The sequence below is a fragment of the Leucobacter sp. HNU genome (assembly GCF_047946755.1).
GTDB lineage: Bacteria > Actinomycetota > Actinomycetes > Actinomycetales > Microbacteriaceae > Leucobacter.
The window spans coordinates 1,988,344-2,007,317 of sequence record NZ_CP178837.1; the positions used below are offsets into that span (position 1 = coordinate 1,988,344).

An 18,974-nucleotide genomic window follows, 5' to 3' on the forward strand; every position below is an offset into this window, starting at 1 on the left:
GGGACCCACCCCGGAATTGTGTTCAATAGATGAACACCAAGTTTGAATAATGCACACACATCATATGTCGCGCGCGCCCGGCGCACAACGCGCCGGCACCCCCGCGGTGCACTCCGCGGGACCCCGCCCGATCCGCCACAATGGTCGCATGGTTTCTCCCGCCGAGACGCCGGCGGGCACCGCCGGATCGCAGACGCTCGACCGCGGCCTCCGAGCCCTCGAAGCGCTCGCCGACGCCGAACGCCCGCTGTCGATCAGCGAGCTCGCCGAGTCCCTCGGCGTCCACCGATCGAACGCCTACCGGATCCTGAGGACCCTGGAGGAACATCGCTTCGTCCTGCGCGACGACGCCGGCCTCATCAAGCTCGGTCCGAGGCTCGCCGCACTCGGCCGCGGAGCCGCGTCGACCCTGCACTCGGCCGCCCTGCCCGAGCTGACCGGATTCGCCAACGCGGTCGGCATGACCGCGTTCGTGACCGTGCTCGACGGCACCGAGGTCATCACGCTCGTCAGCGTCGAACCCCGCCGCATCCACGCGACCGTCGCGCAGCGTCCCGGCACCCGGCACCCGGCAACCGCCGGCGCCCCCGGGCACGCGATCGAGGCCTCCTCTCTCCGACCGAACGGGCCGCGGTCTTCGGGATTGCACCCCTGAGCGAGGGCGCCGAGCAGTGCCGGATCGACGGCTACGCGCTGAGCCACGACGAGGTGATCCGCGGGGTCACCTCGATCGCGGTGCCGTTGCGTCTCGAAGGCGAGCCCCCGGCAGCGCTCGCCGTGGTGCACATCGGCGTCCCCGACGACGTCGCGGAACTCGGACTCGAGATGCGCCGGGCAGCCGCGCGGATCGTGCGGGCGGCCGGCTGAGGGTCCGGTCGACGGCCTTGCCGCCGACCGGACCCCGCCCGGATCAGGCGGCCTTCTCCCACACGAAGTGGCCGCGCTGCTGGATCTCCTCATGCTCGGGGCCGAGGGGGATCCCGGTGCGGTCCCGGAGCAGCAGCGTCGCGACGAACGCGATGGCCATGACTCCGGCGATGTAGAAGGCCACCGCCAGGGAGGTGCCGGTCTCGGCCACGAGCCAGGCCGAGATCATCGGCGCGAAGGCACCGCCGAGGATCGCTCCGATGGCGTAGGCGATGGAGACGCCCGAGTAGCGGATCGACGCGGGGAACAGCTCCGCGAAGTAGGCCGCCTGCGGGCCGTAGGTGAGTCCGTTGCCGATCGCGAACAGCGCCAGGCCGAGGAACAGCAGCCAGACGTTGCCCGTGTTCACCAGCGGGAACAGCACGAAGATGACGGCGAGGAACGCGATCCACCCGGCGATGTAGGTGTTGCGGCGGCCGATGCGGTCCGAGATGGCCCCGGCGAAGAAGGTGACGGCGAGCCAGACCAGCGACGCCCCCGCCACCGCGAGCAGCACCGGCGTGCGCTCCATCCCGACGAGCCCGCCCTCGGCGATCGGCGTCGTCGCGTAGTTCTGGATGTACCCGCCGGTCGTCATGTATCCCGCCGCGTTGTTGCCCGCGAAGGTGAGGGCGGCGAGGATCACGAGCAGCCAGTGCTTCTTGAAGAGCTGCACGATCGGGACCCGCGTCTGCTCCTTGCGCTCCGAGATCTCGGCGAAGACCGGGCTCTCCTCGACCGCACGACGCACGAAGATGCCCACGACCACGAGCACGAAGCTGAGCAGGAACGGGATGCGCCACCCCCACTCGAGGAACGCTGCACCGGGCGAGATCACACCGGTCATGAGCGCGAGCACGCCGGAGGCGAGCAGCAGGCCGACGGGCACCCCGATCTGCGGGTAGGCGCCCATGAGGCCGCGCCGATTGCCCGGCGCGTGCTCGACGGCCATGAGCACGGCCCCGCCCCACTCGCCGCCGGTCGAGAGCCCCTGCAGGATGCGCAGCAGCATGAGCAGCACGGGCGCCAGCATGCCGACCTGCGCGTAGGTGGGCAGCACGCCGATGAGCGTGGTCGCCGCGCCCATGAGGATCAGCGTGATCACGAGCATCGCCTTGCGGCCGAGCCGATCGCCGAAGTGACCGGCCAGGAAGGCGCCGAGAGGCCGGAACAGGAAGCTCACGCCGACCGTCGCGAACGAGATGATCGTCGCGGCCTGGGGGCCGGCTGGCTTGAAGAAGAGCTCGCCGAACACGAGCCCCGCTGCGCTCGCGTAGAGGAAGAAGTCGTACCACTCGATCGTGGTACCGATGACGGTCGCGGCGGCGACTCTGCGCAGCTCTCGCGGGGAGGACGCGGGTGCGGGTGCGGAAGACATGGCGATGGGGACTCCTTTGTCGGCGGCCAACTAGTGAACGCAATGTGCGTTATCTGAACACCAATTCGAGATGTTCACCCTAACAGGAGTTCGCCCGCGCTGTCGCGCGCTCACCGGATCAGGTGCACGACGTGCCGCACCTCCGACGCATCCCGATGCCCGTCGGCCACGAAGAACGCGCGCTGCAGCTCCGCGAATTCCGGCTCGGCGGTCTCGAACCGCACCTGCACCCGAAAGTACGGCGGGCCGTCCTGCGCAGCGGGAACCCGGACTCCCACGGCACGGATCCCGATGAGTCCGCCACCGCCGGTCCTCGCGGAATACCGCGCGTCGATCTCGACGGCGGCATCGACGCGCACCAGCTGCCGGTCCCCGCCGCCGGGCAGGATCTCCGCCCGCAGCCTCCCGATCCCCAGGAGCTCCGCGCCCTCGCCCGGCATCGCGCACAATTCGCCCCCCAGCACCGGGGTGAATCGGCGGCGCCCGTCCCGCGTCTCACCGAAGTCCAGCGGTTCGCCGAGTTCGACCCGGATCTCGGCGACCGGCATCGCCTCGAGCCGCGGCCCGCCCCGCACCGCACCGCCGGAGCTCATGCCGCGCCGGAACGGTGCTGCAGCGCATCCTGCGGCGCATCGGCCTGCCGACGCACGCCGAGCGACGGTCGCGCAGCGAGTTCGGACGGATGAAACCCGGCCGCCCGCTTGTACTCTGCCGCGATCTCCTCGAGTTCCGACGCCGAGATCGCCTCGTGCACGTCGCCGAACCCCTCGGGTGCGCGTTCGTAGGCCAGCTGCATGACGCGCTCGGGGCCGGTCTGCCGCGTCAGTTCGAGCAGCCGGGCAGTCGCGGGTCGCCGATCCAGCTCGTACGCGGCGAGCGCCGCCGGGACGCCTGCCGCAGTGCCGCCGAGCGCGACGTGGTACGCGAGCGTCCGAGCGTCGAGCGTCGCCTGCGAACCCCCGTTCGAGCCGTTCGGATACATGGCGTGCGCCGCGTCGCCGAGCAGGGTCGTACGCCCGAAGGTCCACTGCGGGATCGCGTCGCGGTCCACCATGGGGTACTCCAGCAGTTCCTCGGCGCCGGCGATCGTCCCGGGGACGTCGAGCCAGTCGAAGCGCCAATCGGCGAACAGTTCGGCGATCGGCGCGCGTTCGACCTGTCGGTTCCAGTCAGCGCCCGAGACGCCGCCGCCCCGACGCTCCGCGATGAAGTTGACCCGGATCCGTCCGTCCTCGCACGGTCCGCTCAGCGGATAGGCGACGAACTTCTGCTCGGCGTCGCCCGCCATGATCATGGTGCGTCCGTCCAGGAACGGCTCGACGAGGGCGGTGCCGCGCCAGAGAGTGAGCCCGCCCCATCGCGGCCCGCCCTCCTCGGGATAGCACAGCGAACGCGCGACCGAGTGGATCCCGTCCGCGGCGACGACCAGATCACCTGCGAGGTCGACGCGTTCGCCGCCGTCGACCTCGAAGGTCGCGACCGCCCGGTGTTCGGCATCTCCGGGCTCGAGCGCCACGAGCGAGTGGCCCAGGCGGATGACCTCGCCGAGGCGCTCCTCGACGAGATCTCGGAGGAGGAGCTGCAGGCGACCGCGATGCACCGAGAGCTGCGGCCAGGCGTAGCCCGCATCACGCCCCCGAGGCTCGCTCCAGATCGCCTGCCCGTGCCGGTTGAAGTACGAGAGGGTACCCGGTTCGACGCCGAGTGCCGCGATCCGGTCGGCCACCCCGAGTTCGGTGAGCTCGCGCACGGCGTGCGGCAGGAGGTTGAGCCCGACGCCCAGACCCCGGATCTCGCGACTGCGCTCGGCGATCACGATGTCGCGGAATCCCGCGGCCTCCAGGCTGAGTGCGGTGATGAGGCCTCCGATACCGGCCCCGACGATGACGATCTGCATAGGAGATTCCCCGTTTCGATTGGAGTCCGCGCTCAGCGCAGACGGAACACCCGGATGACGACGCGTCCCGGTTCGGGTCGCGCGTAGCCGACGAACTGCGATGCGACGAGCCAGTGCAGCTCCTCGCACTCGGTCTGGAACACGAAGGCCGTGCGGTAGTACAGCTCGTCCTCGCCGATGACTTCCCCGGCTTCGAGCCGATCAGCTGCGCTCGGCGAGATCCGCCAGTATCCGCGATTCACGACGTCGATCGCCACCGGCCCGTTGCCGGTCCGAGCTTCGATGAGGTACCGGGCGTCGAGGCGCGCGGTGAGACCCGAGCCGACCCACCAGTCGCCTCCGCCGGGGAGCACCCGGCCGCTGAGCAGCGGCCCGTCGAACTCGCCTCCGACGATCGCGGCGAAGTGCAGTCCCTCGTCGGGGACCCGCCCGCCGACCGGCAGGGCGTCTTCGACCTCGACCCGGAGCTCGAACGCGTACTCGAATTCCGGGGCGAGCAGCTGCTCCACCATGACGTTCCTTCCGCTTCGCGGTTCGGCACCGTTCCGATGGCCGCGGCGCATCCGGTGCTGGCCGCGCCGCTTCGTCACGGCCTGCGCCGGGTCGCGGGAGCGGCTCGGCAGGAGCCAGGTTAGGGTCCCGTCGAGTTATTAGTCAAGTCCGACTAGATTCGAGATCCCTCGCCCGCTCGCGCTATCCTGCGCTGGAGAGCGTTTGGAGGCCCGATGCCACGTCCGACCGTCGCCGCGGAGCGTCGTGCCCAGATCATCGACGCCACGCAGCGCACCATGGCAGCGCACGGCGTCAGCGGCACCACCCTCGACCGGATCGCGGAGACCGCCGGGATGTCGCGCGGGCACGTACGGCACTTCGTGGGGAACCGGGATCAGCTGCTCGCCGCGACCGCACGCGAAGTGTTCTCCGACGAGGACGGGACGCCCACGATCCTGCCACGGGGCACGCGCACCCTCGAGTCCGCGCTCGCGTTCCTCTTCGGCGCGGAGCTCACCGCCTCCGACGCCGAGAACGCCGTCGTCCTCGGCCTCGTCGAGAGCTCGCGCACCCGCCCCGAGATCGCGAGGATCCTCTCGGAGGCCTACCGGGGAACGCGGGCCACCCTCGCGGCGCTGCTCGCGTCCGCGCACCCGACCGCTGCCGCGGAGGCCTGCGCGGTCGCGGCGGACGGCGTGCTCGCCACCGCGCTCGGCAACGTCTTCCTCGGCGACTTCGACCCCGACCCCGCGCGGACCGAGCGCGCCCGGCGGGCCGCCGAGGCGCTCATCTCGACGCTCTAGCCCGCCGCGCGCATTGCCAACTGCGCCGCTCGGGCGCTATGCTCTGCTCGTCCATCAGCGACCGGTCGGCGGATCCGACCGGGGCATCGCAGAAGGCGTTCGAAAAAGGGGCGCTGAACCGGCAACGGCGAGACATACAGCTTCCTCGTACATCGACGTCTCGGAGCTCAGCATGTCTCAGCACGCGCCCGCATACCCTGTTCCCCCTCCGCCGGAACCGACCACGGCCGGTCGGACTCACCGCGTTCCGCGGATCCCGCCGCCCCGGCAGCCACCGTCTCCACGGCCCTCGCGACCGCGCTGGCCCGGCACGCCACCCACGCGTTCGCACTGATGGGCAACGGCAACGCCCACCTGATGGAGGCGCTGCGCGAAGCCGGGCTGCCGATCACCACGGTGCGTCACGAGGCCGCGACCGTTGCCTCCGCAGACGCCTACCACCGCGTCGGGGGCGGGCTCGCGATCGCGAGCACCACCTACGGTGCCGGATTCACGAACACGCTCACCGCCCTCGCGGAGTCCGCACAGGCCCGGATCCCGATGCTCGTCGTGGTCGGCGATGCGCCCACCGGCGGGCCGCGCCCCTGGGACGTCGACCAGGAACTCCTCGCCGCGGCTATCGGCGTACGCACCTTGACGGTGGGCACGGCCGGGATCGATGCACTGGTGGAACGCGCTGCCGATTCGGCCGTCCGCACCCGTCGACCCGTCGTGCTCGCGATCCCCTACGATCTCCCCACCGCAGCGACCGGGGAAGCCGCGGCGACCGGCACGCTCGACGCAGCATCACTCCCCTCGGCCGCTGCCTCGGCCCCGTCTCCGCACGGCGAACGTCCGCTCGGCGCCGCCGAAGCGCCCTCCCTCGACCTTCAGGCCCTCGACCGGGCCGTCGCGGCGCTCGCGCGCGCGGAACGCCCCTGATCCTCGCCGGCCGCGGGGCGTGGATCTCGGGCGCGGCCTCCGAGCTGGGCGCGCTCGCCGACGCGCTGGGCGCCCTCACCTCGTCGACGGCGCTCGGGCGCGGCATCTTCCCTGAGCAGCGCTACGACCTCGGTGTCACCGGCGGATTCGGACAGGAAGCGGCGATGGAACTCCTCGGGACCGCCGACGTCGTCCTCGCGGTCGGCGCGAGCCTCAACCAGTTCACCATGCGATTCGGCGAGCTGCTCGGCGCGGGAACCGAGCTGATCCGCATCGACGTCGACCGCGTCGCGCCTCCGAAGTCCGCGCACCCGATCACGCAGACACTGCTGCAGGGCGATGCCCGCACGGTGCTCGGTGCGCTGGCGGAGTCGCTCGCGGACGCGCGACCCGAGCCCAGCGGGTGGCGCGAGCGCGTCGCAGGGCTCGAACCGGGCGGTGCCCTGCGGGTCCGCGACACCGGCCTCGACGAACACCCCGACGGGATCTGCCCCGACGGTCGTCTCGACCCGCGGGCCGTGGGCGCCCGCCTCGCAGAACTGCTGCCCGAGGACCGGCACGTCACCACCGACGGCGGCCACTTCATCGGCTGGACCAACATGTTCTGGCCCGTGGCCTCGCCCGAGCGGATGGCGATGGTCGGCACCGCCTACCAGACCATCGGGCTCGGCTTCTCGACCGTCGCGGGCGTCGCCGCGGCCGCCCCCGACTCCACCGTGGTGCTTTCGACGGGCGACGGCGGCGGGCTCATGGCGCTCGCCGACCTCGAGACCGCGATCCGCACCGCGCGCCGCTGCGTGATCGTCGTCTGGAACGACGCCGCCTACGGCGCCGAGGTGCATCTCTACGGTCGCATGGGCCTGGATCAGACCCCCATGCGGATCCCCGACGCGAACTTCGCGGGCCTCGCCTCCGCGCTCGGCGCGACGGGCGTGCGGGTCGAGCGGCTCTCGGACCTCGACGCGCTCGCCGATTGGAACGACGCCGGCGGCGACGGCACGATCCTGCTGGACTGCCGGATCTCGTCGAGCGTCGTGGCCCCGTACCAGGTCGAGATCCAGCGGGTCAACGGCGTGGCCTGAGTCCGGCGGCCGGGCGGCGTTCACGCGCGCCTGAGCGCCTGCGCTGCACCGTTCACGCGGTGGATTCGCGTTCAGTCGGACGGTTTCGTGGCGTGCGAGCCGACCGAACGGGCATCCACCGCGCTCCGAGTTCCTCGGCAGGGGTCGTGCCCCGCGCGTAGAGCCCTGAGAACGACGAAGCGCCGCTCCCCTTGCCGGGGGAACGGCGCCTCGTTCAACGGTGCTCGCTCAGGAGCGGCGGGCTACCAGCGCGGCTTGCGCTTGCCGTCGGAACGGTTCTCGCCCGAGTCGCGACGATCACCGCGATCCCACGAGCGGCCGCCGCGGTCGCCACCGCGATCGCGATCGCCGTACGAACGACCACCACGGTCACCACCGCGATCCCGGTCCCCGTACGAACGACCACCACGGTCACCGCCACGGTCGCGGTCCCCGTACGAACGACCACCACGGTCACCACCGCGATCCCGGTCCCCGTACGAACGACCACCACGGTCACCACCGCGATCCCGGTCCCCGTACGAACGACCACCACGGTCACCACCGCGATCGCGATCGCCGTACGAACGACCACCACGGTCACCGCCACGATCGCGGTCGCCGTACGAACGCCCGCCACGGTCGCCACCGCGCTGCGGGCCGTTGTCGACCGCGATGTTGATGGGGGTGCCCCCGATGCGGGTCTGGCTCAGCGCCTCGAGCGTCTCGCTCGGCAGATCCTTCGGCAGCTCCACCAGCGAGAAGTCGTCGAACACCTTGATGCGACCGAAGTCGTCGCGGGTCAGGTTGCCCTCGTTCGCGAGCGCGCCCACGATCTGGCCGGGCTGCACGCGCTGGCGGCGGCCCACCTCGATGCGGTACTGCTGCAGATCGTCGCGCGTCTGGCGCGGGCCGCGATCCTCTCGGTCGCGGCCCGGGCGCTCGCGCTCGGGACGGTCTTCGAGGAAGGTCTTGGCGGTGCGGCGATCGCGCTCGAACTGGCGGTCGTCGGCTTCGGTGAGCAGGAGCGGGGTGTCGCCCTGCGCCACGACCGCGAGCGCAGCGGCCACGTCGGTCTCCGGCACGTCGTGGTGACGCACGTAGTGGGCGATGATGTCGCGGAACGCGTCGATGCGCTTGGTCTCGGCGAGCGCCGAGGTGATCGCATCGTCGAAGCGGGAGAGACGGGTCGCGTTGACCTCGTCGACCTGCGGCAGCTGCATCTGCGTGAGCGGCTGCTTGGTGGTCTTCTCGATCGCCTTGAGCAGGCGGCGCTCGCGAGGGGTGACGAAGCTGATGGCATCGCCCGAGCGGCCGGCGCGGCCGGTGCGGCCGATGCGGTGCACGTACGACTCGGTGTCGATCGGCAGGTCGTAGTTGATGACGTGGCTGATGCGTTCGACGTCGAGGCCGCGGGCTGCGACGTCGGTCGCGACGAGCACGTCGAGCTTGCCGTCCTTCAGCGCCTGCACGGTGCGCTCGCGCTGCGCCTGCTGGATGTCGCCGTTGATCGCCGCGGCCGAGTAGCCGCGTGCGCGCAGCTTCTCGGCGACCTGCTCGGAGTCTCCGCGGGTGCGGGTGAAGACGATCAGGCCGTCGAATTCTTCGACCTCGAGGATGCGGGTGAGCGCGTCGAGCTTCTGCTGGTAGGAGCAGACGACGTACCGCTGCGTGATGTTCGAGCTCGTCTGGGTCTTGCCCGCGATCTTGATCTCTTCGGGGTCGTTCAGGTACTGCTGCGAGATGCGGCGGATCTGCGCCGGCATGGTCGCAGAGAACAGCGCGACCTGCTTCTCGTCGGGAGTATCGGCGAGGATCGTCTCGACGTCCTCGGCGAAGCCCATCTTGAGCATCTCGTCGGCCTCGTCGAGCACGAGGTACTTGATCTGCGAGAGATCGAGCGAGCCGCGCTTCATGTGGTCCATGATCCGGCCGGGGGTGCCCACGACGATGTCGACGCCGCGACGCAGCGCCGAGAGCTGCTGGGTGTACGACTGCCCGCCGTAGACCGGAAGCAGGTGCACCTCGGGCAGGTGGGCGGCGTAGCTCTCGAACGCCTCGCAGACCTGCAGCGCGAGCTCGCGCGTCGGCGCCAGCACGAGCGCCTGCGGCACCCCTGGCCCGCGTCGATGCGTGACAGCACCGGCAGCGCGAACGCCGCGGTCTTGCCGGTGCCCGTCTGCGCCAGGCCGACGACGTCGCGGCCCTCGAGCAGCACGGGGATGGTGGCGGCCTGGATCGCCGACGGGTTCTCGTAGCCGACGTCGGTGATCGCGCGGAGGACGTCGTCGGCAAGACCGAGGTCGGCGAACGTCACCCGCTGTTCCGGTTCTTCGGCGGGGGTGGTGGGTTCGTTCTCGGCCTCGCTCGTGACGGGGCTCTCGTTTTCGCGCATCATGCTATTCTACGCGATCCCGGTGACGCGCGGGGAACGTCGTTCCGCACCCCGGTTTTCCACGGGGTCGCTCCGTTAGACTCCGGCGCATGGAACCAGCGATCGAGGCCGTCGGGCTCTCGCGCAGCTTCGGCGAGATCCCGGTGGTCCACAACGCGACGCTCTCGGTCGCGCCCGGCGAGATCACGGCGCTGGTCGGTCCCAACGGCAGCGGCAAGACGACCCTCATGCTGATGCTCGCGACCCTGCTGCGCCCCGACCGCGGCACCGTCCGGATCGCCGGCCGGGACGCGATCGCGGATCCGCTGGCGGCCCGCACCGCGCTCGGCTGGATGCCCGATGCCCTCGGCGTCTGGCCGGCGCTGACCGTGCGGGAGACGCTGCTCGCCGTGTGCGGCATGTACGGTCTCCGCGGCGCCGCGGCGGCGGAACGGACCGACGAGCTGCTCGCGCAGACCGAGCTCGCCGAGCTCGCGGGCCAGCGCAGCAACACCCTGTCCCGCGGACAGAAGCAACGGCTCAGCCTGGCACGGGCCCTCGTGCACCGCCCGCGCGTCCTCCTGCTCGACGAGCCGGCGTCCGGTCTCGACCCGGAGGCCCGGCTGACGCAGCGCCGCATGCTCACGGAGCTCGCCGCAGACGGGGTCGCGATCCTCGTCACGAGCCATGTGCTCGACGAGCTCGACGAGATCTCGACCGGGGTGGTGTTCCTCCGCAGGGGCCTGACCACCGCCCCCGAGGCCGTCGACGCCGCGCTGCAGCGCGGCAGCCGCTGGCGTATCCGCTCGCTCGACGAGCGCGCGCTCGTGGCCGAGCTCGACCGGCTGGGCATCCCCGCCACGAGCCGGGCGTCGCTCAGTGGAACCGTGCACCTGATCGACGCGGCGGACGAGGCCGCCGCCGCGAACGCGCTCTCGGCCCTCGTCGCCGCCGGGGTCCCCGTCGTCGAGTTCTCCCCGGCGTCGAGCGCGCTCGAGCAGGCCTTCGTGCGGCTCTCGCACCCGGGATCCGAATCCGCGACCGCCCCGGAGGAGCCCCGATGACCGACACCGCGCTCGCTCCGGCGTTCGAGATCCGTCCGCCGGGCTTCTGGCGAGGCCTGCTGCACATCGCCGCGCTCGAACTGCGCCAGCGCCTGCGCTCGCGCACGCTCCTCGTCCTCGCGATCGTCTGGTTCTGCCTGATCGGCGTGGTGACGGGAGCGATGTGGCTCTGGCTGTCCGCGATGAGCGGCGCATACGGGCAGGGCTTCGATTCGTACCCCTCTTCTCGGTCATCGTCTACTTCGTGCTGCTGTTCGGCACCCTGGTGGCGCCGGCGATCTCCGCCGGCTCCATCAGCGCGGAACGCTCGGGCGGGACGCTCGCGACCACCCAGGTGACGCTGATCGGCACCTGGTCGCTCCTGCTTGGCAAGGCCCTCGCGGCCTGGATCACCGGTTTCGCGTTCCTGGTGGTCGCCGCGCCCTTCGTGGTGGCCAGCCTGCTGCTCTCGCGAACCGATCCGCTGCAGCTCCTCGTGGCCGTGCTCGCCCTGGCGCTGCAGATCGGCGTCTTCACGGTGTTCGGGGTCGCCCTCTCGGCGATGATCTCGTCCCAGGTCTTCGCGATCGTCACCGCCTATCTGCTGGTCGCGCTGCTCTCCATCGGCACCCTGATCGCGTTCGCACTGTCGGTCGGGGTCAGCACGCGCTACGTCGACATCACCTACCAGACCTTTTCACCGAGCTATTGGAACGCCGTCGATGCCTGCTCGGCCGGCTCGAACGACGAGGCCGCCATCGCCCGGTGCACGGAGGCGGTCCCGGTCGAGTGCGTGACGGAGGCGACCACGGTGCCCATCTCCCCGACGTCCGGCATCTGGTGGGTGCTCACCCCGAACCCCTTCGTGATCGTCGCCGACATGGTCGCCCCACGCGCCGACGGCCCCCGCTCCTCCGACGACCTGTTCTCAGGGATCTCGACCCTCGTGCGAGGGCTGCAGGACGACCGCGCGCAGGCGCAGGCCTGGAGCGACTGCCCGGCTCCCCGCAACGCACCCGCGGCGGGGTCCGCCGAGACCGGTGCTCCCGTGTGGTGGATCGGCGCCGCGATCCAGCTGGCGCTCGCGGCCGGGCTCCTCTGGGCCGGCCACCGGCGTCTCCGCACCCCCGCGGCGAAGCTGCCGCGCGGCGCCCGGGTCGCCTAGCTCCGCCGGGCGGCCGCCGCCTCCACGAGATCTCGCGCCGCGCCGAAGAGATCGCGGTCGCTCCCCCGCCAGACCGCGGCCAGGGGGCGGGTGATCGGCTCGCCGAGCAGTTCGACCTCGCGCACCCGGCCGAGCCGCAGATCGTCCGCGACCGTCAGTTCGCTGAGGACGGCGGGACCGAGCCCGCCGGCAACCGCGGAGCGCACCGCCGCTTCGGTCGAGAGCACGAGTTCGGGCGCCGCGGCCTCGCGCCCGAGTCGTCGCCGCACCTCGGTCTCGAACGCCTCGCGGGTTCCGCTGCCGACCTCGCGGGCGACGAGCGGCGTTTCGGAGATCTCGGCGAGATCGACGCCGTGTTCGCGCCGCGTCCAGGGGTGCTCGTTCGCGACCACGAGCACCATTCGGTCGGTCCGCACGACTCGGCAGGCGAGCCCGCTCGGGGCGAGCGGTGATTCGATGAAGCCGAGGTCGGCCCGTCCCTCGCGCACCAGCCGGATCACCTCGGCGCTGTTGCCGGTGCGGAGGCCGGTCTCGGCGGGCGCCCGTCCGCGATCGGATTGGGTCCGTCGCATGGCGAGCACCCAGCCGGGGAGCAGGTGCGCCGCGATGGTCTGGCTCGCGGCGACGGTGAGCACGCCGCCGACGCTCCCGCGCAGCCCGTCGATCGTCTCGGCGAGGCGGCGCGCGGCGGCGAGCACGTCACGGGCGCCCGAGAGCACCGCGTCCCCGGCATCGGTCGGCACCGCGCCGGTCGTGGATCGGGTGACGAGGGAGAGCCCGAGCCGACGCTCCGTGCCGCGCAACCGCGACGACACCGCCTGCTGGCTGACGCCGAGCTCCCGCGCGGCGGCCGAAAGGCTGCCCGCGCGGGCCACCGCGTCGAGCAGCTCGAGTTCCGCGAGTTCGGGGAGGTTCACTCTTCCATGCTACAAACCGGGCTTGTACCCGGACAACGCACCCGTCGTTCTCTTCGGCGCGCTCGAGCGGCCATGCTGGAGAGCATGCAACCGACCCCCTGCGCACGCTCCCCTCGCGACTCGTCCTCCGCGGACGGGATGTCCTGCCCGGTGCGCTGGCCTGCATCGCGATCGCCGTCGTCGCCACCGCCATCGGATCCGTCGTGCCCGTGCTGGGCTCCGCGCTGCCGGCGATCATCATCGGCGTGATCGTGTCGGCGATCCGCCGACCCGGTCCTCGGCTCGCGCCGGGCATCGGCTATTCGGGCAAGTTCCTGCTGCAGTGCGCCGTCGTGCTGCTCGGTGCGCAACTGTCCGTCGCCGCGGTGCTCCGGGTCGGGGCCGAGTCGTTCCCCGTCATGATCTCCTCGCTCGTGGTCTGCCTGCTCGCCGCCTGGCTGATCGGACGCGCGATGGGGATCGAGCGCCGGATACGCACGCTCATCGGCGTCGGCACCGGCATCTGCGGGGCCTCGGCGATCGCCGCGGTCTCCCCCGTGATCAAGGCGAAGAGCGCCGAGATCTCCTACGCCATCTCGACCGTGTTCCTGTTCAACATCGTCGCCGTGGCGGTGTTCCCCGTGATCGGCCACCTGCTGCACCTCGATCCGCACGCCTTCGGCCTGCTCGCGGGGACCGCGGTCAACGACACCAGCTCGGTGGTCGCCGCGGCCAGCGTCTTCAGCGCCGAGGCGCTCGGCTTCGCCGTCGTCGTGAAACTCGTGCGCACCCTCATGATCATCCCGATCAGCGTGGGCCTCGCCGGCATGGAGGCCCGACGCTCCGGCGACGGCGAGCGCCTCGGGCTCCGCCGCGTCGTCGGGCTGGTGCCGTGGTTCCTCGTCGGCTTCCTGCTCGTCACCCTGGCGGTATCGGCCGGCCTGATCCCGCCCGCCGCGACGCAGGTGATGACGAGCACGAGCGTGTTCCTCGTCGCGACCGCCCTCGCCGGGATCGGCCTCTCGACCGATCTCGGCGCGATCCGCCGCGCGGGGCTCAAGCCGCTCGGGCTCGGCGCCATCCTCTCGCTGCTCGTGACCGCGACCACGCTGACCACCATGGCGCTGACCGGCGCCATGGGCTGAGCGACGGGATCAGGCCCGCCGGGCCTCCGTCGGCGAGACACCGTAGGCGGCCTTGAACACGCGGCTGAAGTGCGCGGCGTCGACGAAGCCCCAGCGCGACGCGAGCGCGGACACCGGCCGCTCGGCGAGCAGCGGATCGAGCAGGTCCATGCGGCAGCGCTCGAGCCGGCGCTCGCGAATCCAGGTCGACACCGTCACGCCCATCGGCCGGAACAGCGTGTGCAGATGCCGGGTCGAGATGTAGTGCGCGGCCGCGATGCTGCCGGGCGACAGCTCGGAGGATCCGAGGTTCGCGTCGATGTAGTCGGTGATCTTCTGCATCAGCACCTGGTGCGGGTCCCGCTGCACGGGATCCGCGTCGAGGATCGTCGACAGCAGCGTGCTGATGAGGTCGAGGCTCGTGTGCGCGAGCTTCGCCTGCACGCGCGGGCCGAGCTCGGTGAGCTGCGCCGGGAACTGCGTGAGGAACGCGGCGAGCACCGATGAGAGCGCGGGATGCTGCGCCCCGAGGGACTCGGCGGTGAGCTGCTGCGCGAAGGAGCCCGGCAGTTCGAGCCGGTTCTTGGGGAACATGACGATGAGGTTGCGGAACGTCTCGGTGAACATCAGGGAGTAGGGCCGGGAGGTGTCGTAGATCGAGAGGTCGCCCGGGTGCATGACGAGTTCCTTGCCGTCCTGGATCAGGATGCTCGATCCCGAGAGCAGCAGGCTCATCTTGTAGTGCCCGCTGCCACCGTTGTCGATCATCGCCTGGGTCCGCTCGACGAGGTGCGGCGCGGCGGCGACCTCGGTGAACGCGACCCCGTCCGCGTCGGCCGAACTGATGCGCGCCGAGAACCCCTCGGAGCGTTCGGCGCTGACCTCGAGCGGCACGAAGGACGTCGAGATCATCGAGCGGAACGCCGGAAGGTCGTCTGCCCGGCCAACATGGGGAGCCGAACCGGTCTGAGCCGACACCGTCGTGAGCTGCATGCGAATCACCTCTCCGGCGAGGATAACACTTCGGGTTTCTCTGAGTGCCGGGGCCCGGGTCAGACCCGGACCTCGGCGAGCGACGCTTCGAGGGCGTCGAGCAGGATCGGCAGTTCCGCCGCGCCGAACGCGAGCGGCGGGCGCACCTTGAGCACGCTCTCGTCCCGGCCGATGCGCGAGATGAGCACCTTGCGCGCCTTCATCGCCTCGACGACCCGCTTCGCCAGGTGCGGGGCCGGGACGCCGTCGACCGCGAAGTCGAGGCCGAGGAACAGGCCCGTCCCCTTCGCCGCGCGCACGAAGTCGCCGTGCTGCGATGCCAGCTCACGGAACCGTGCGAGCGCCTGACCGCCGAGCTCCTGCGCGCGCGGCATGAGCCCCTCGGCCTCCATTTCGAGCAGCACGGCCTCGCCGACCGCCGCCGAGACCGGGTTGCCCGCGAAGGTGTTGAAGAACTCGTTGCGCGAGCCGAATCGGTCGAGCACGTCCTCGCTCGTGACCACGGCCGACATCGGATGCCCGTTGCCCATGGGCTTGCCCATCGTCACGAGATCGGGATCCATGCCCGCGTAGTCGTGACCCCACATGTGCGAGCCCGTGCGACCGAAGCCGCTCTGCACCTCGTCGGCGATCACCATTCCGCCGGCGGCGCGCACCCGGTCGACGATGCCGGCGACGAGGCCAGCGGGCACCCGCGGCATGCCCTCGGTCGAGAACAGCGGGTCGAAGAGCGATGCGGACACGCCGAACCCGGCTTCCTGCAGCGACGCGATCGAGGCGTCGAGCGACGCGAGGGTCTCGGCGAGCACCTCGGCCTCGGGGCGCGGGTCGGAGTCGAGATCGGGGATCCGCAGCGTGCGCACGTGCGCGCCGAGCGGCTCGCGGGTCGTGAGGCCCGTGGTCATCTGGGCGAGCGTGATCGTGGTGCCGTGGTAGCTGTAGTCCGACACGATGACGCCGGTGTTCCCGGTCAGCTGCCTGGCGATCCGCAGGGCGAGCTCGTTGGCCTCCGAACCGGAGTTGCCGTAGAACACCCGATCGAGCCCGGGCCGGAACGTCGAGAGCAGGCGCTCCGAGTAGTCGACGACGCGCTCGTTGAGATAGCGGGTGTGCACGTTGAGCGTCGCGGCCTGCTCGCTCAGGGCGCGCACCACGCGGTCGTTCGCGTGACCCACGTGCGGCACGTTGTTGTAGCCGTCGAGGTAGCGATCGCCGTTCGCCTCGGTGAACCACACGCCCTTCGCCGAGACGAACTGCAGCGGCTCGGCGTAGAACAGGGGCGAGTAGGGGCCGATCGTGCGATTGCGGCGGGCGATGAGGTCGGCGTTGCTGGTCATGCGCTGGGTCTCCAGGGTCGAGGATGCTGGGCGGAGTCGGGCGGTCGGCGGTCAGGCGACGAGGTCGCGGGACAGGCGGACCACGTGCGGGAGCACGGTGGTCGCATGCCACTCGGCGGTGGACTCGCCGCGGCGGTCCGCGGCCCAGCCCAGGTAGGTGAGGCCGCGCGCCAACAGGATCGCCGGGAACACCTCGTGGTCGGCGGCCCGGAGCGGACGCACCGACTCGTATCCGGCGAACAGCGCCTCGCGGTACTCGGCGCCCCGCGGGTGCGGGGTGAAGAAGTAGATCGCGGTGGCGAGGTCGAACAGGTGCCAGCCCGCCGCGAAGTCGTCGAAGTCGATGAGCACGAGCCCCCCGGGCGTGCGCAGCACGTTCTCGGGAGTGAGATCGGCGTGGATCGGGCCGAACCGATCCTCCGGGCGGCCGTAGCGCTCGAGATCGGCGCGGATCCGGGCGATCGCGGTCTCGACGGCTGCGCGGTCCTCCCCGACGAGCTCGGCCATGCGCAGCGGATCGCCCCAGGCCGGCTCGGCCCCGACGAGCCCGTCGAGGTCCCAGTCGCCACGGGGCACCGACGGCTGGTAGCCCGAGCGCTCGGTGGCGGCGTGCAGCTCGGCTGCGAGGCGTCCGAGCGCGAAGAAGTCGGCGGCGGGCAGGTCGGCGGTGCCGTCGACGGCCGTGCGCTCGTCGCCGAAGTTGCCGGTGTTCACGAGCAGATCCTGCACATCGACCTGGTGCACGCCGGCCGGGTGCTCGGCGCCGACGATGCAGAATGCCCGCCCGTCGTCGGTGCGGAGGAAGGTCGGCACCGCGACGCCCTCGCTGCGGAGCGCGTCGACGAAGTCGAGCTCGCAGTCGAGCTCGGCATCGCTGCGGTAGCCGCTGCGGTGCACGCGCACGACGTAGTCGCGATCACCGTGCGTCGTCGCGAACACGACGTTCTCGCGATGCTTGAGCAGACGCAGCTCGGCGTCGGGGGCGAAGCCGTAGCTCGGGAGCGCCTCGCGGGCGAGTTCGGCCGCTGCTGCGGGGTCGACGACGACCATGTGATTCCCTCCTCCGAGCCCGGCGACGGCGCCGGACGTGAAAACTATACGATGAGTATAGAAACTAGATGATGAGTTCACAATAGGGCGTTCCGGCCGTAGACTGCGGGCATGACGACCGAGGCCCCGACGCGCTCCGCGCCCTTCACCCTGCGCGAGCGACGACAGCAGCGAACCCGCGTCGAACTCGTCGACGCCGTGCTCGCGGTCATCGCCGACGATGGCGTCGACGCGCTCACGATCGATCGGGTATCGCAGGAGTCCGGGATCTCACGCGGCACGATCTACGCCCACTTCTCGGGCGGCCGCGACGAACTGCTGCGCGCCGCCTACGCGCGCCTCGGCACCGACCTCGTCGCCCGCACGAAGGAGGCGGTCTCGCAGGCCGCCGACTGGCGCGGGCGCCTCGCAGCGCACGCCCGGGCGATGTTCGACCTCGCAGGCGACCCCCGACTCGGCCGCTTCTACAACGTCTCGGGCCCGGCGCTCATCACGGACGGAGCCGAGCGCGGCATCGGGTCCGCGGCGAGCGCCGCGATGATCCGCGAGGCCCTCGAGCAGGCGCAGTCCGCGGGCGAGGTCGACCCGGCCGTCGACGCGGGTGCGGTCGCCGTGCTGCTCGTCGGGTCGATGCGCGAAGCCGCCATCGGCGTCGCCGCGGGCGTCTCCGATCCCGAGCGGGTGTTCGCGGCCTACTCGCGCTTGCTGGACGGCCTCGCCGCGCCCTGAGCCAGACCGCCGCGGAACACGGCCGAACCCGGCTCAGGCCAGCGGGTCGGAGATCCGGGTCGAGCGGTACCCCGCGCCCGATCGCAGCGGCACCCATCGGCGCCACTGCTTCGCCGAGAGCCGGAACGGCAGGTGCTCCTGCAGATGCCTCGCCGCGGGCACCAACCGCTCGTCGGCCGGCAGGGTGAGCCAGAGCGAGAGCTTCGACCCCGTGGCGCCGAACGACGCGCGCACTCCTGAAACGCCGAGCCGCCGACCGTATCCATCGATCGGATCCTCGCCGAACCGGGCCGGGTACAGATCGGGCTCCGGGCGACCCGTCGCGGGGCTCGTGAGCCGACCGTGCAGGGTCTGCACGAGCGAGACCCGCAGACCGGCCGGCGACTTCGGGTCGAGCAGCACCGCCGCGTCGGCGACGCGCTCGGCGGGCACCCGCCAGACGCGCTGCGCAGGCTGGCTCCGCGCGGGCCCGCCGAGCGCCTCGCGCAGCGCCTGCTCATACGCTTCGCCCGAGGCGGTCGGGCGTCCGAGGACCTGGAAGGTCCATCTTGGGGCCTCCGCGGGTTCGAGGCAGGCGCCGACGAAGCCGTCGACCGACGCCATCGCTCGCTCGACGCGCAGGATGCGCATCCCGTGCGCACCGCCCGAGGCCGCCGGCAGCCCGTCGTAGCTGACCGCTTCGGGACCGACCGCCGCTGCTCCGCTCATGAGGCCCGAGGGTAGCAGCGCCGGGTCTTCGGGAACCGGCAGCCGTTCCCGTACAGACAATCTCGTCGCGGTCTCGGACAACATCCGCGACGGCCCC

The 18,974-nt window shown here is 71.4% G+C and carries 17 protein-coding genes and 2 pseudogenes; 9 read left to right on the forward strand and 10 right to left on the reverse strand.

Features of this window, described 5'->3' with window-relative positions; all coding sequences use genetic code 11:
- Positions 1 to 148: 148 nt before the first annotated feature.
- Together AB3K78_RS09830 and AB3K78_RS09835 are read left to right on the forward strand one after the other, a co-directional pair.
- Positions 149 to 655 (forward strand): IclR family transcriptional regulator, encoded by a 507-nt coding sequence (locus AB3K78_RS09830; protein WP_416442805.1) that lies wholly within the window; start codon positions 149 to 151, stop codon positions 653 to 655.
- A gap of 53 nt (positions 656 to 708) precedes the next feature.
- Complete coding sequence (locus AB3K78_RS09835) at positions 709 to 867, forward strand: hypothetical protein (protein ID WP_416442807.1); 159 nt, start codon at positions 709 to 711, stop codon at positions 865 to 867.
- Positions 868 to 910: 43 nt separating this feature from the next.
- On the opposite strand, the gene AB3K78_RS09840 is transcribed toward AB3K78_RS09835, so the two are convergent.
- The 4 genes from AB3K78_RS09840 to AB3K78_RS09855 all read right to left on the reverse strand — a co-directional run bounded on the left by AB3K78_RS09840 (position 911) and on the right by AB3K78_RS09855 (position 4,693).
- Positions 911 to 2,284 carry an MFS transporter gene (locus tag AB3K78_RS09840; protein WP_416442809.1) on the reverse strand — a complete coding sequence of 458 codons (1,374 nt, stop codon included), beginning with the start codon at positions 2,282 to 2,284 and terminating at the stop codon, positions 911 to 913.
- A 110-nt stretch (positions 2,285 to 2,394) separates the two neighbouring features.
- On the reverse strand, positions 2,395 to 2,877 hold the full coding sequence (locus AB3K78_RS09845) for a DUF3237 domain-containing protein (protein WP_416442811.1): 483 nt from the start codon (positions 2,875 to 2,877) through the stop codon (positions 2,395 to 2,397).
- Complete coding sequence (locus AB3K78_RS09850) at positions 2,874 to 4,181, reverse strand: flavin-dependent oxidoreductase (RefSeq protein ID WP_416442813.1); 1,308 nt, start codon at positions 4,179 to 4,181, stop codon at positions 2,874 to 2,876. Before AB3K78_RS09850 ends, AB3K78_RS09845 begins: the two co-directional genes overlap by 4 nt.
- A 32-nt stretch (positions 4,182 to 4,213) precedes the next feature.
- Complete coding sequence (locus tag AB3K78_RS09855; protein ID WP_416442815.1) at positions 4,214 to 4,693, reverse strand: DUF3237 domain-containing protein; 480 nt, start codon at positions 4,691 to 4,693, stop codon at positions 4,214 to 4,216.
- 213 nt (positions 4,694 to 4,906) lie between these two features.
- Between AB3K78_RS09855 and AB3K78_RS09860 the strand changes: the two genes are divergently transcribed.
- Positions 4,907 to 5,476: a TetR family transcriptional regulator gene (locus tag AB3K78_RS09860; RefSeq protein ID WP_416442817.1), complete on the forward strand. Its 570-nt coding sequence runs from the start codon at positions 4,907 to 4,909 to the stop codon at positions 5,474 to 5,476.
- A gap of 300 nt (positions 5,477 to 5,776) precedes the next feature.
- Positions 5,777 to 7,479 (forward strand): annotated as a pseudogene (locus tag AB3K78_RS09865) (thiamine pyrophosphate-binding protein).
- Positions 7,480 to 7,721: 242 nt separating this feature from the next.
- Here the strand turns inward: AB3K78_RS09865 and AB3K78_RS09870 are convergent.
- A pseudogene (locus AB3K78_RS09870) lies at positions 7,722 to 9,853 on the reverse strand (DEAD/DEAH box helicase).
- An 89-nt stretch (positions 9,854 to 9,942) separates the two neighbouring features.
- Between AB3K78_RS09870 and AB3K78_RS09875 the strand changes: the two are divergent.
- Genes AB3K78_RS09875 through AB3K78_RS09885 form a run of 3 tightly spaced genes read left to right on the forward strand, consistent with a single transcriptional unit; the run spans position 9,943 to position 12,040 of the window.
- Positions 9,943 to 10,896, forward strand: a complete 954-nt coding sequence (locus tag AB3K78_RS09875; RefSeq protein ID WP_416442819.1) for an ABC transporter ATP-binding protein — start codon at positions 9,943 to 9,945, stop codon at positions 10,894 to 10,896.
- On the forward strand, positions 10,893 to 11,234 hold the full coding sequence (locus AB3K78_RS09880) for a hypothetical protein (protein WP_416442821.1): 342 nt from the start codon (positions 10,893 to 10,895) through the stop codon (positions 11,232 to 11,234). Before AB3K78_RS09875 ends, AB3K78_RS09880 begins: the two co-directional genes overlap by 4 nt.
- Positions 11,141 to 12,040, forward strand: a complete 900-nt coding sequence (locus AB3K78_RS09885; RefSeq protein WP_416442823.1) for an ABC transporter permease — start codon at positions 11,141 to 11,143, stop codon at positions 12,038 to 12,040. Before AB3K78_RS09880 ends, AB3K78_RS09885 begins: the two co-directional genes overlap by 94 nt.
- Here the strand turns inward: AB3K78_RS09885 and AB3K78_RS09890 are convergent.
- Positions 12,037 to 12,957, reverse strand: coding sequence for a LysR family transcriptional regulator (locus AB3K78_RS09890; protein ID WP_416442825.1), 921 nt, complete (start codon positions 12,955 to 12,957; stop codon positions 12,037 to 12,039). The genes AB3K78_RS09885 and AB3K78_RS09890 overlap by 4 nt on opposite strands.
- Before the next feature lie 155 nt (positions 12,958 to 13,112).
- Here AB3K78_RS09890 and AB3K78_RS09895 point away from each other — a divergent pair, with 155 nt between their 5' ends.
- The gene (locus AB3K78_RS09895; RefSeq protein WP_416447338.1) at positions 13,113 to 14,081 is read left to right on the forward strand and encodes a YeiH family protein; all 969 of its coding nucleotides are present in this window, start codon (positions 13,113 to 13,115) and stop codon (positions 14,079 to 14,081) included.
- Positions 14,082 to 14,090: 9 nt separating this feature from the next.
- On the opposite strand, the gene AB3K78_RS09900 is transcribed toward AB3K78_RS09895, so the two are convergent.
- The 3 genes from AB3K78_RS09900 to AB3K78_RS09910 all read right to left on the reverse strand — a co-directional run bounded on the left by AB3K78_RS09900 (position 14,091) and on the right by AB3K78_RS09910 (position 17,440).
- On the reverse strand, positions 14,091 to 14,972 hold the full coding sequence (locus AB3K78_RS09900; protein ID WP_416447339.1) for a helix-turn-helix domain-containing protein: 882 nt from the start codon (positions 14,970 to 14,972) through the stop codon (positions 14,091 to 14,093).
- A gap of 140 nt (positions 14,973 to 15,112) precedes the next feature.
- On the reverse strand, positions 15,113 to 16,390 hold the full coding sequence (locus AB3K78_RS09905) for an aspartate aminotransferase family protein (protein ID WP_416442827.1): 1,278 nt from the start codon (positions 16,388 to 16,390) through the stop codon (positions 15,113 to 15,115).
- Positions 16,391 to 16,441: 51 nt separating this feature from the next.
- A complete protein-coding gene (locus AB3K78_RS09910; RefSeq protein WP_416442829.1) occupies positions 16,442 to 17,440 on the reverse strand; it encodes a phosphotransferase enzyme family protein in 999 nt (332 codons plus the stop codon).
- 111 nt (positions 17,441 to 17,551) lie between these two features.
- On the opposite strand from AB3K78_RS09910, the gene AB3K78_RS09915 reads away from it, so the two are divergent.
- Positions 17,552 to 18,169, forward strand: coding sequence for a TetR/AcrR family transcriptional regulator (locus tag AB3K78_RS09915; protein ID WP_416442831.1), 618 nt, complete (start codon positions 17,552 to 17,554; stop codon positions 18,167 to 18,169).
- Positions 18,170 to 18,202: 33 nt separating this feature from the next.
- Here the strand turns inward: AB3K78_RS09915 and AB3K78_RS09920 are convergent, their stop codons facing one another.
- Entirely contained in the window at positions 18,203 to 18,877 is a 675-nt protein-coding gene (locus tag AB3K78_RS09920) for a hypothetical protein (protein WP_416442833.1), read from the reverse strand.
- Positions 18,878 to 18,974: the final 97 nt, after the last annotated feature.

What these genes read in the sequence shown, in the direction of transcription:
- AB3K78_RS09830 (WP_416442805.1), top strand. Translation starts at nt 149, where the DNA reads ATGGTTTCTCCCGCCGAGACGCCGGCGGGCACCGCCGGATCGCAGACG.
- AB3K78_RS09840 (WP_416442809.1), bottom strand. Translation starts at nt 2,284, where the DNA reads ATGTCTTCCGCACCCGCACCCGCGTCCTCCCCGCGAGAGCTGCGCAGA.
- AB3K78_RS09845 (WP_416442811.1), bottom strand. Translation starts at nt 2,877, where the DNA reads ATGAGCTCCGGCGGTGCGGTGCGGGGCGGGCCGCGGCTCGAGGCGATG.
- AB3K78_RS09850 (WP_416442813.1), bottom strand. Translation starts at nt 4,181, where the DNA reads ATGCAGATCGTCATCGTCGGGGCCGGTATCGGAGGCCTCATCACCGCA.
- AB3K78_RS09855 (WP_416442815.1), bottom strand. Translation starts at nt 4,693, where the DNA reads ATGGTGGAGCAGCTGCTCGCCCCGGAATTCGAGTACGCGTTCGAGCTC.
- AB3K78_RS09860 (WP_416442817.1), top strand. Translation starts at nt 4,907, where the DNA reads ATGCCACGTCCGACCGTCGCCGCGGAGCGTCGTGCCCAGATCATCGAC.
- AB3K78_RS09875 (WP_416442819.1), top strand. Translation starts at nt 9,943, where the DNA reads ATGGAACCAGCGATCGAGGCCGTCGGGCTCTCGCGCAGCTTCGGCGAG.
- AB3K78_RS09880 (WP_416442821.1), top strand. Translation starts at nt 10,893, where the DNA reads ATGACCGACACCGCGCTCGCTCCGGCGTTCGAGATCCGTCCGCCGGGC.
- AB3K78_RS09900 (WP_416447339.1), bottom strand. Translation starts at nt 14,972, where the DNA reads ATGATCTCGACGTCCTTCGTGCCGCTCGAGGTCAGCGCCGAACGCTCC.
- AB3K78_RS09905 (WP_416442827.1), bottom strand. Translation starts at nt 16,390, where the DNA reads ATGACCAGCAACGCCGACCTCATCGCCCGCCGCAATCGCACGATCGGC.
- AB3K78_RS09910 (WP_416442829.1), bottom strand. Translation starts at nt 17,440, where the DNA reads ATGGTCGTCGTCGACCCCGCAGCAGCGGCCGAACTCGCCCGCGAGGCG.
- AB3K78_RS09915 (WP_416442831.1), top strand. Translation starts at nt 17,552, where the DNA reads ATGACGACCGAGGCCCCGACGCGCTCCGCGCCCTTCACCCTGCGCGAG.
- AB3K78_RS09920 (WP_416442833.1), bottom strand. Translation starts at nt 18,877, where the DNA reads ATGAGCGGAGCAGCGGCGGTCGGTCCCGAAGCGGTCAGCTACGACGGG.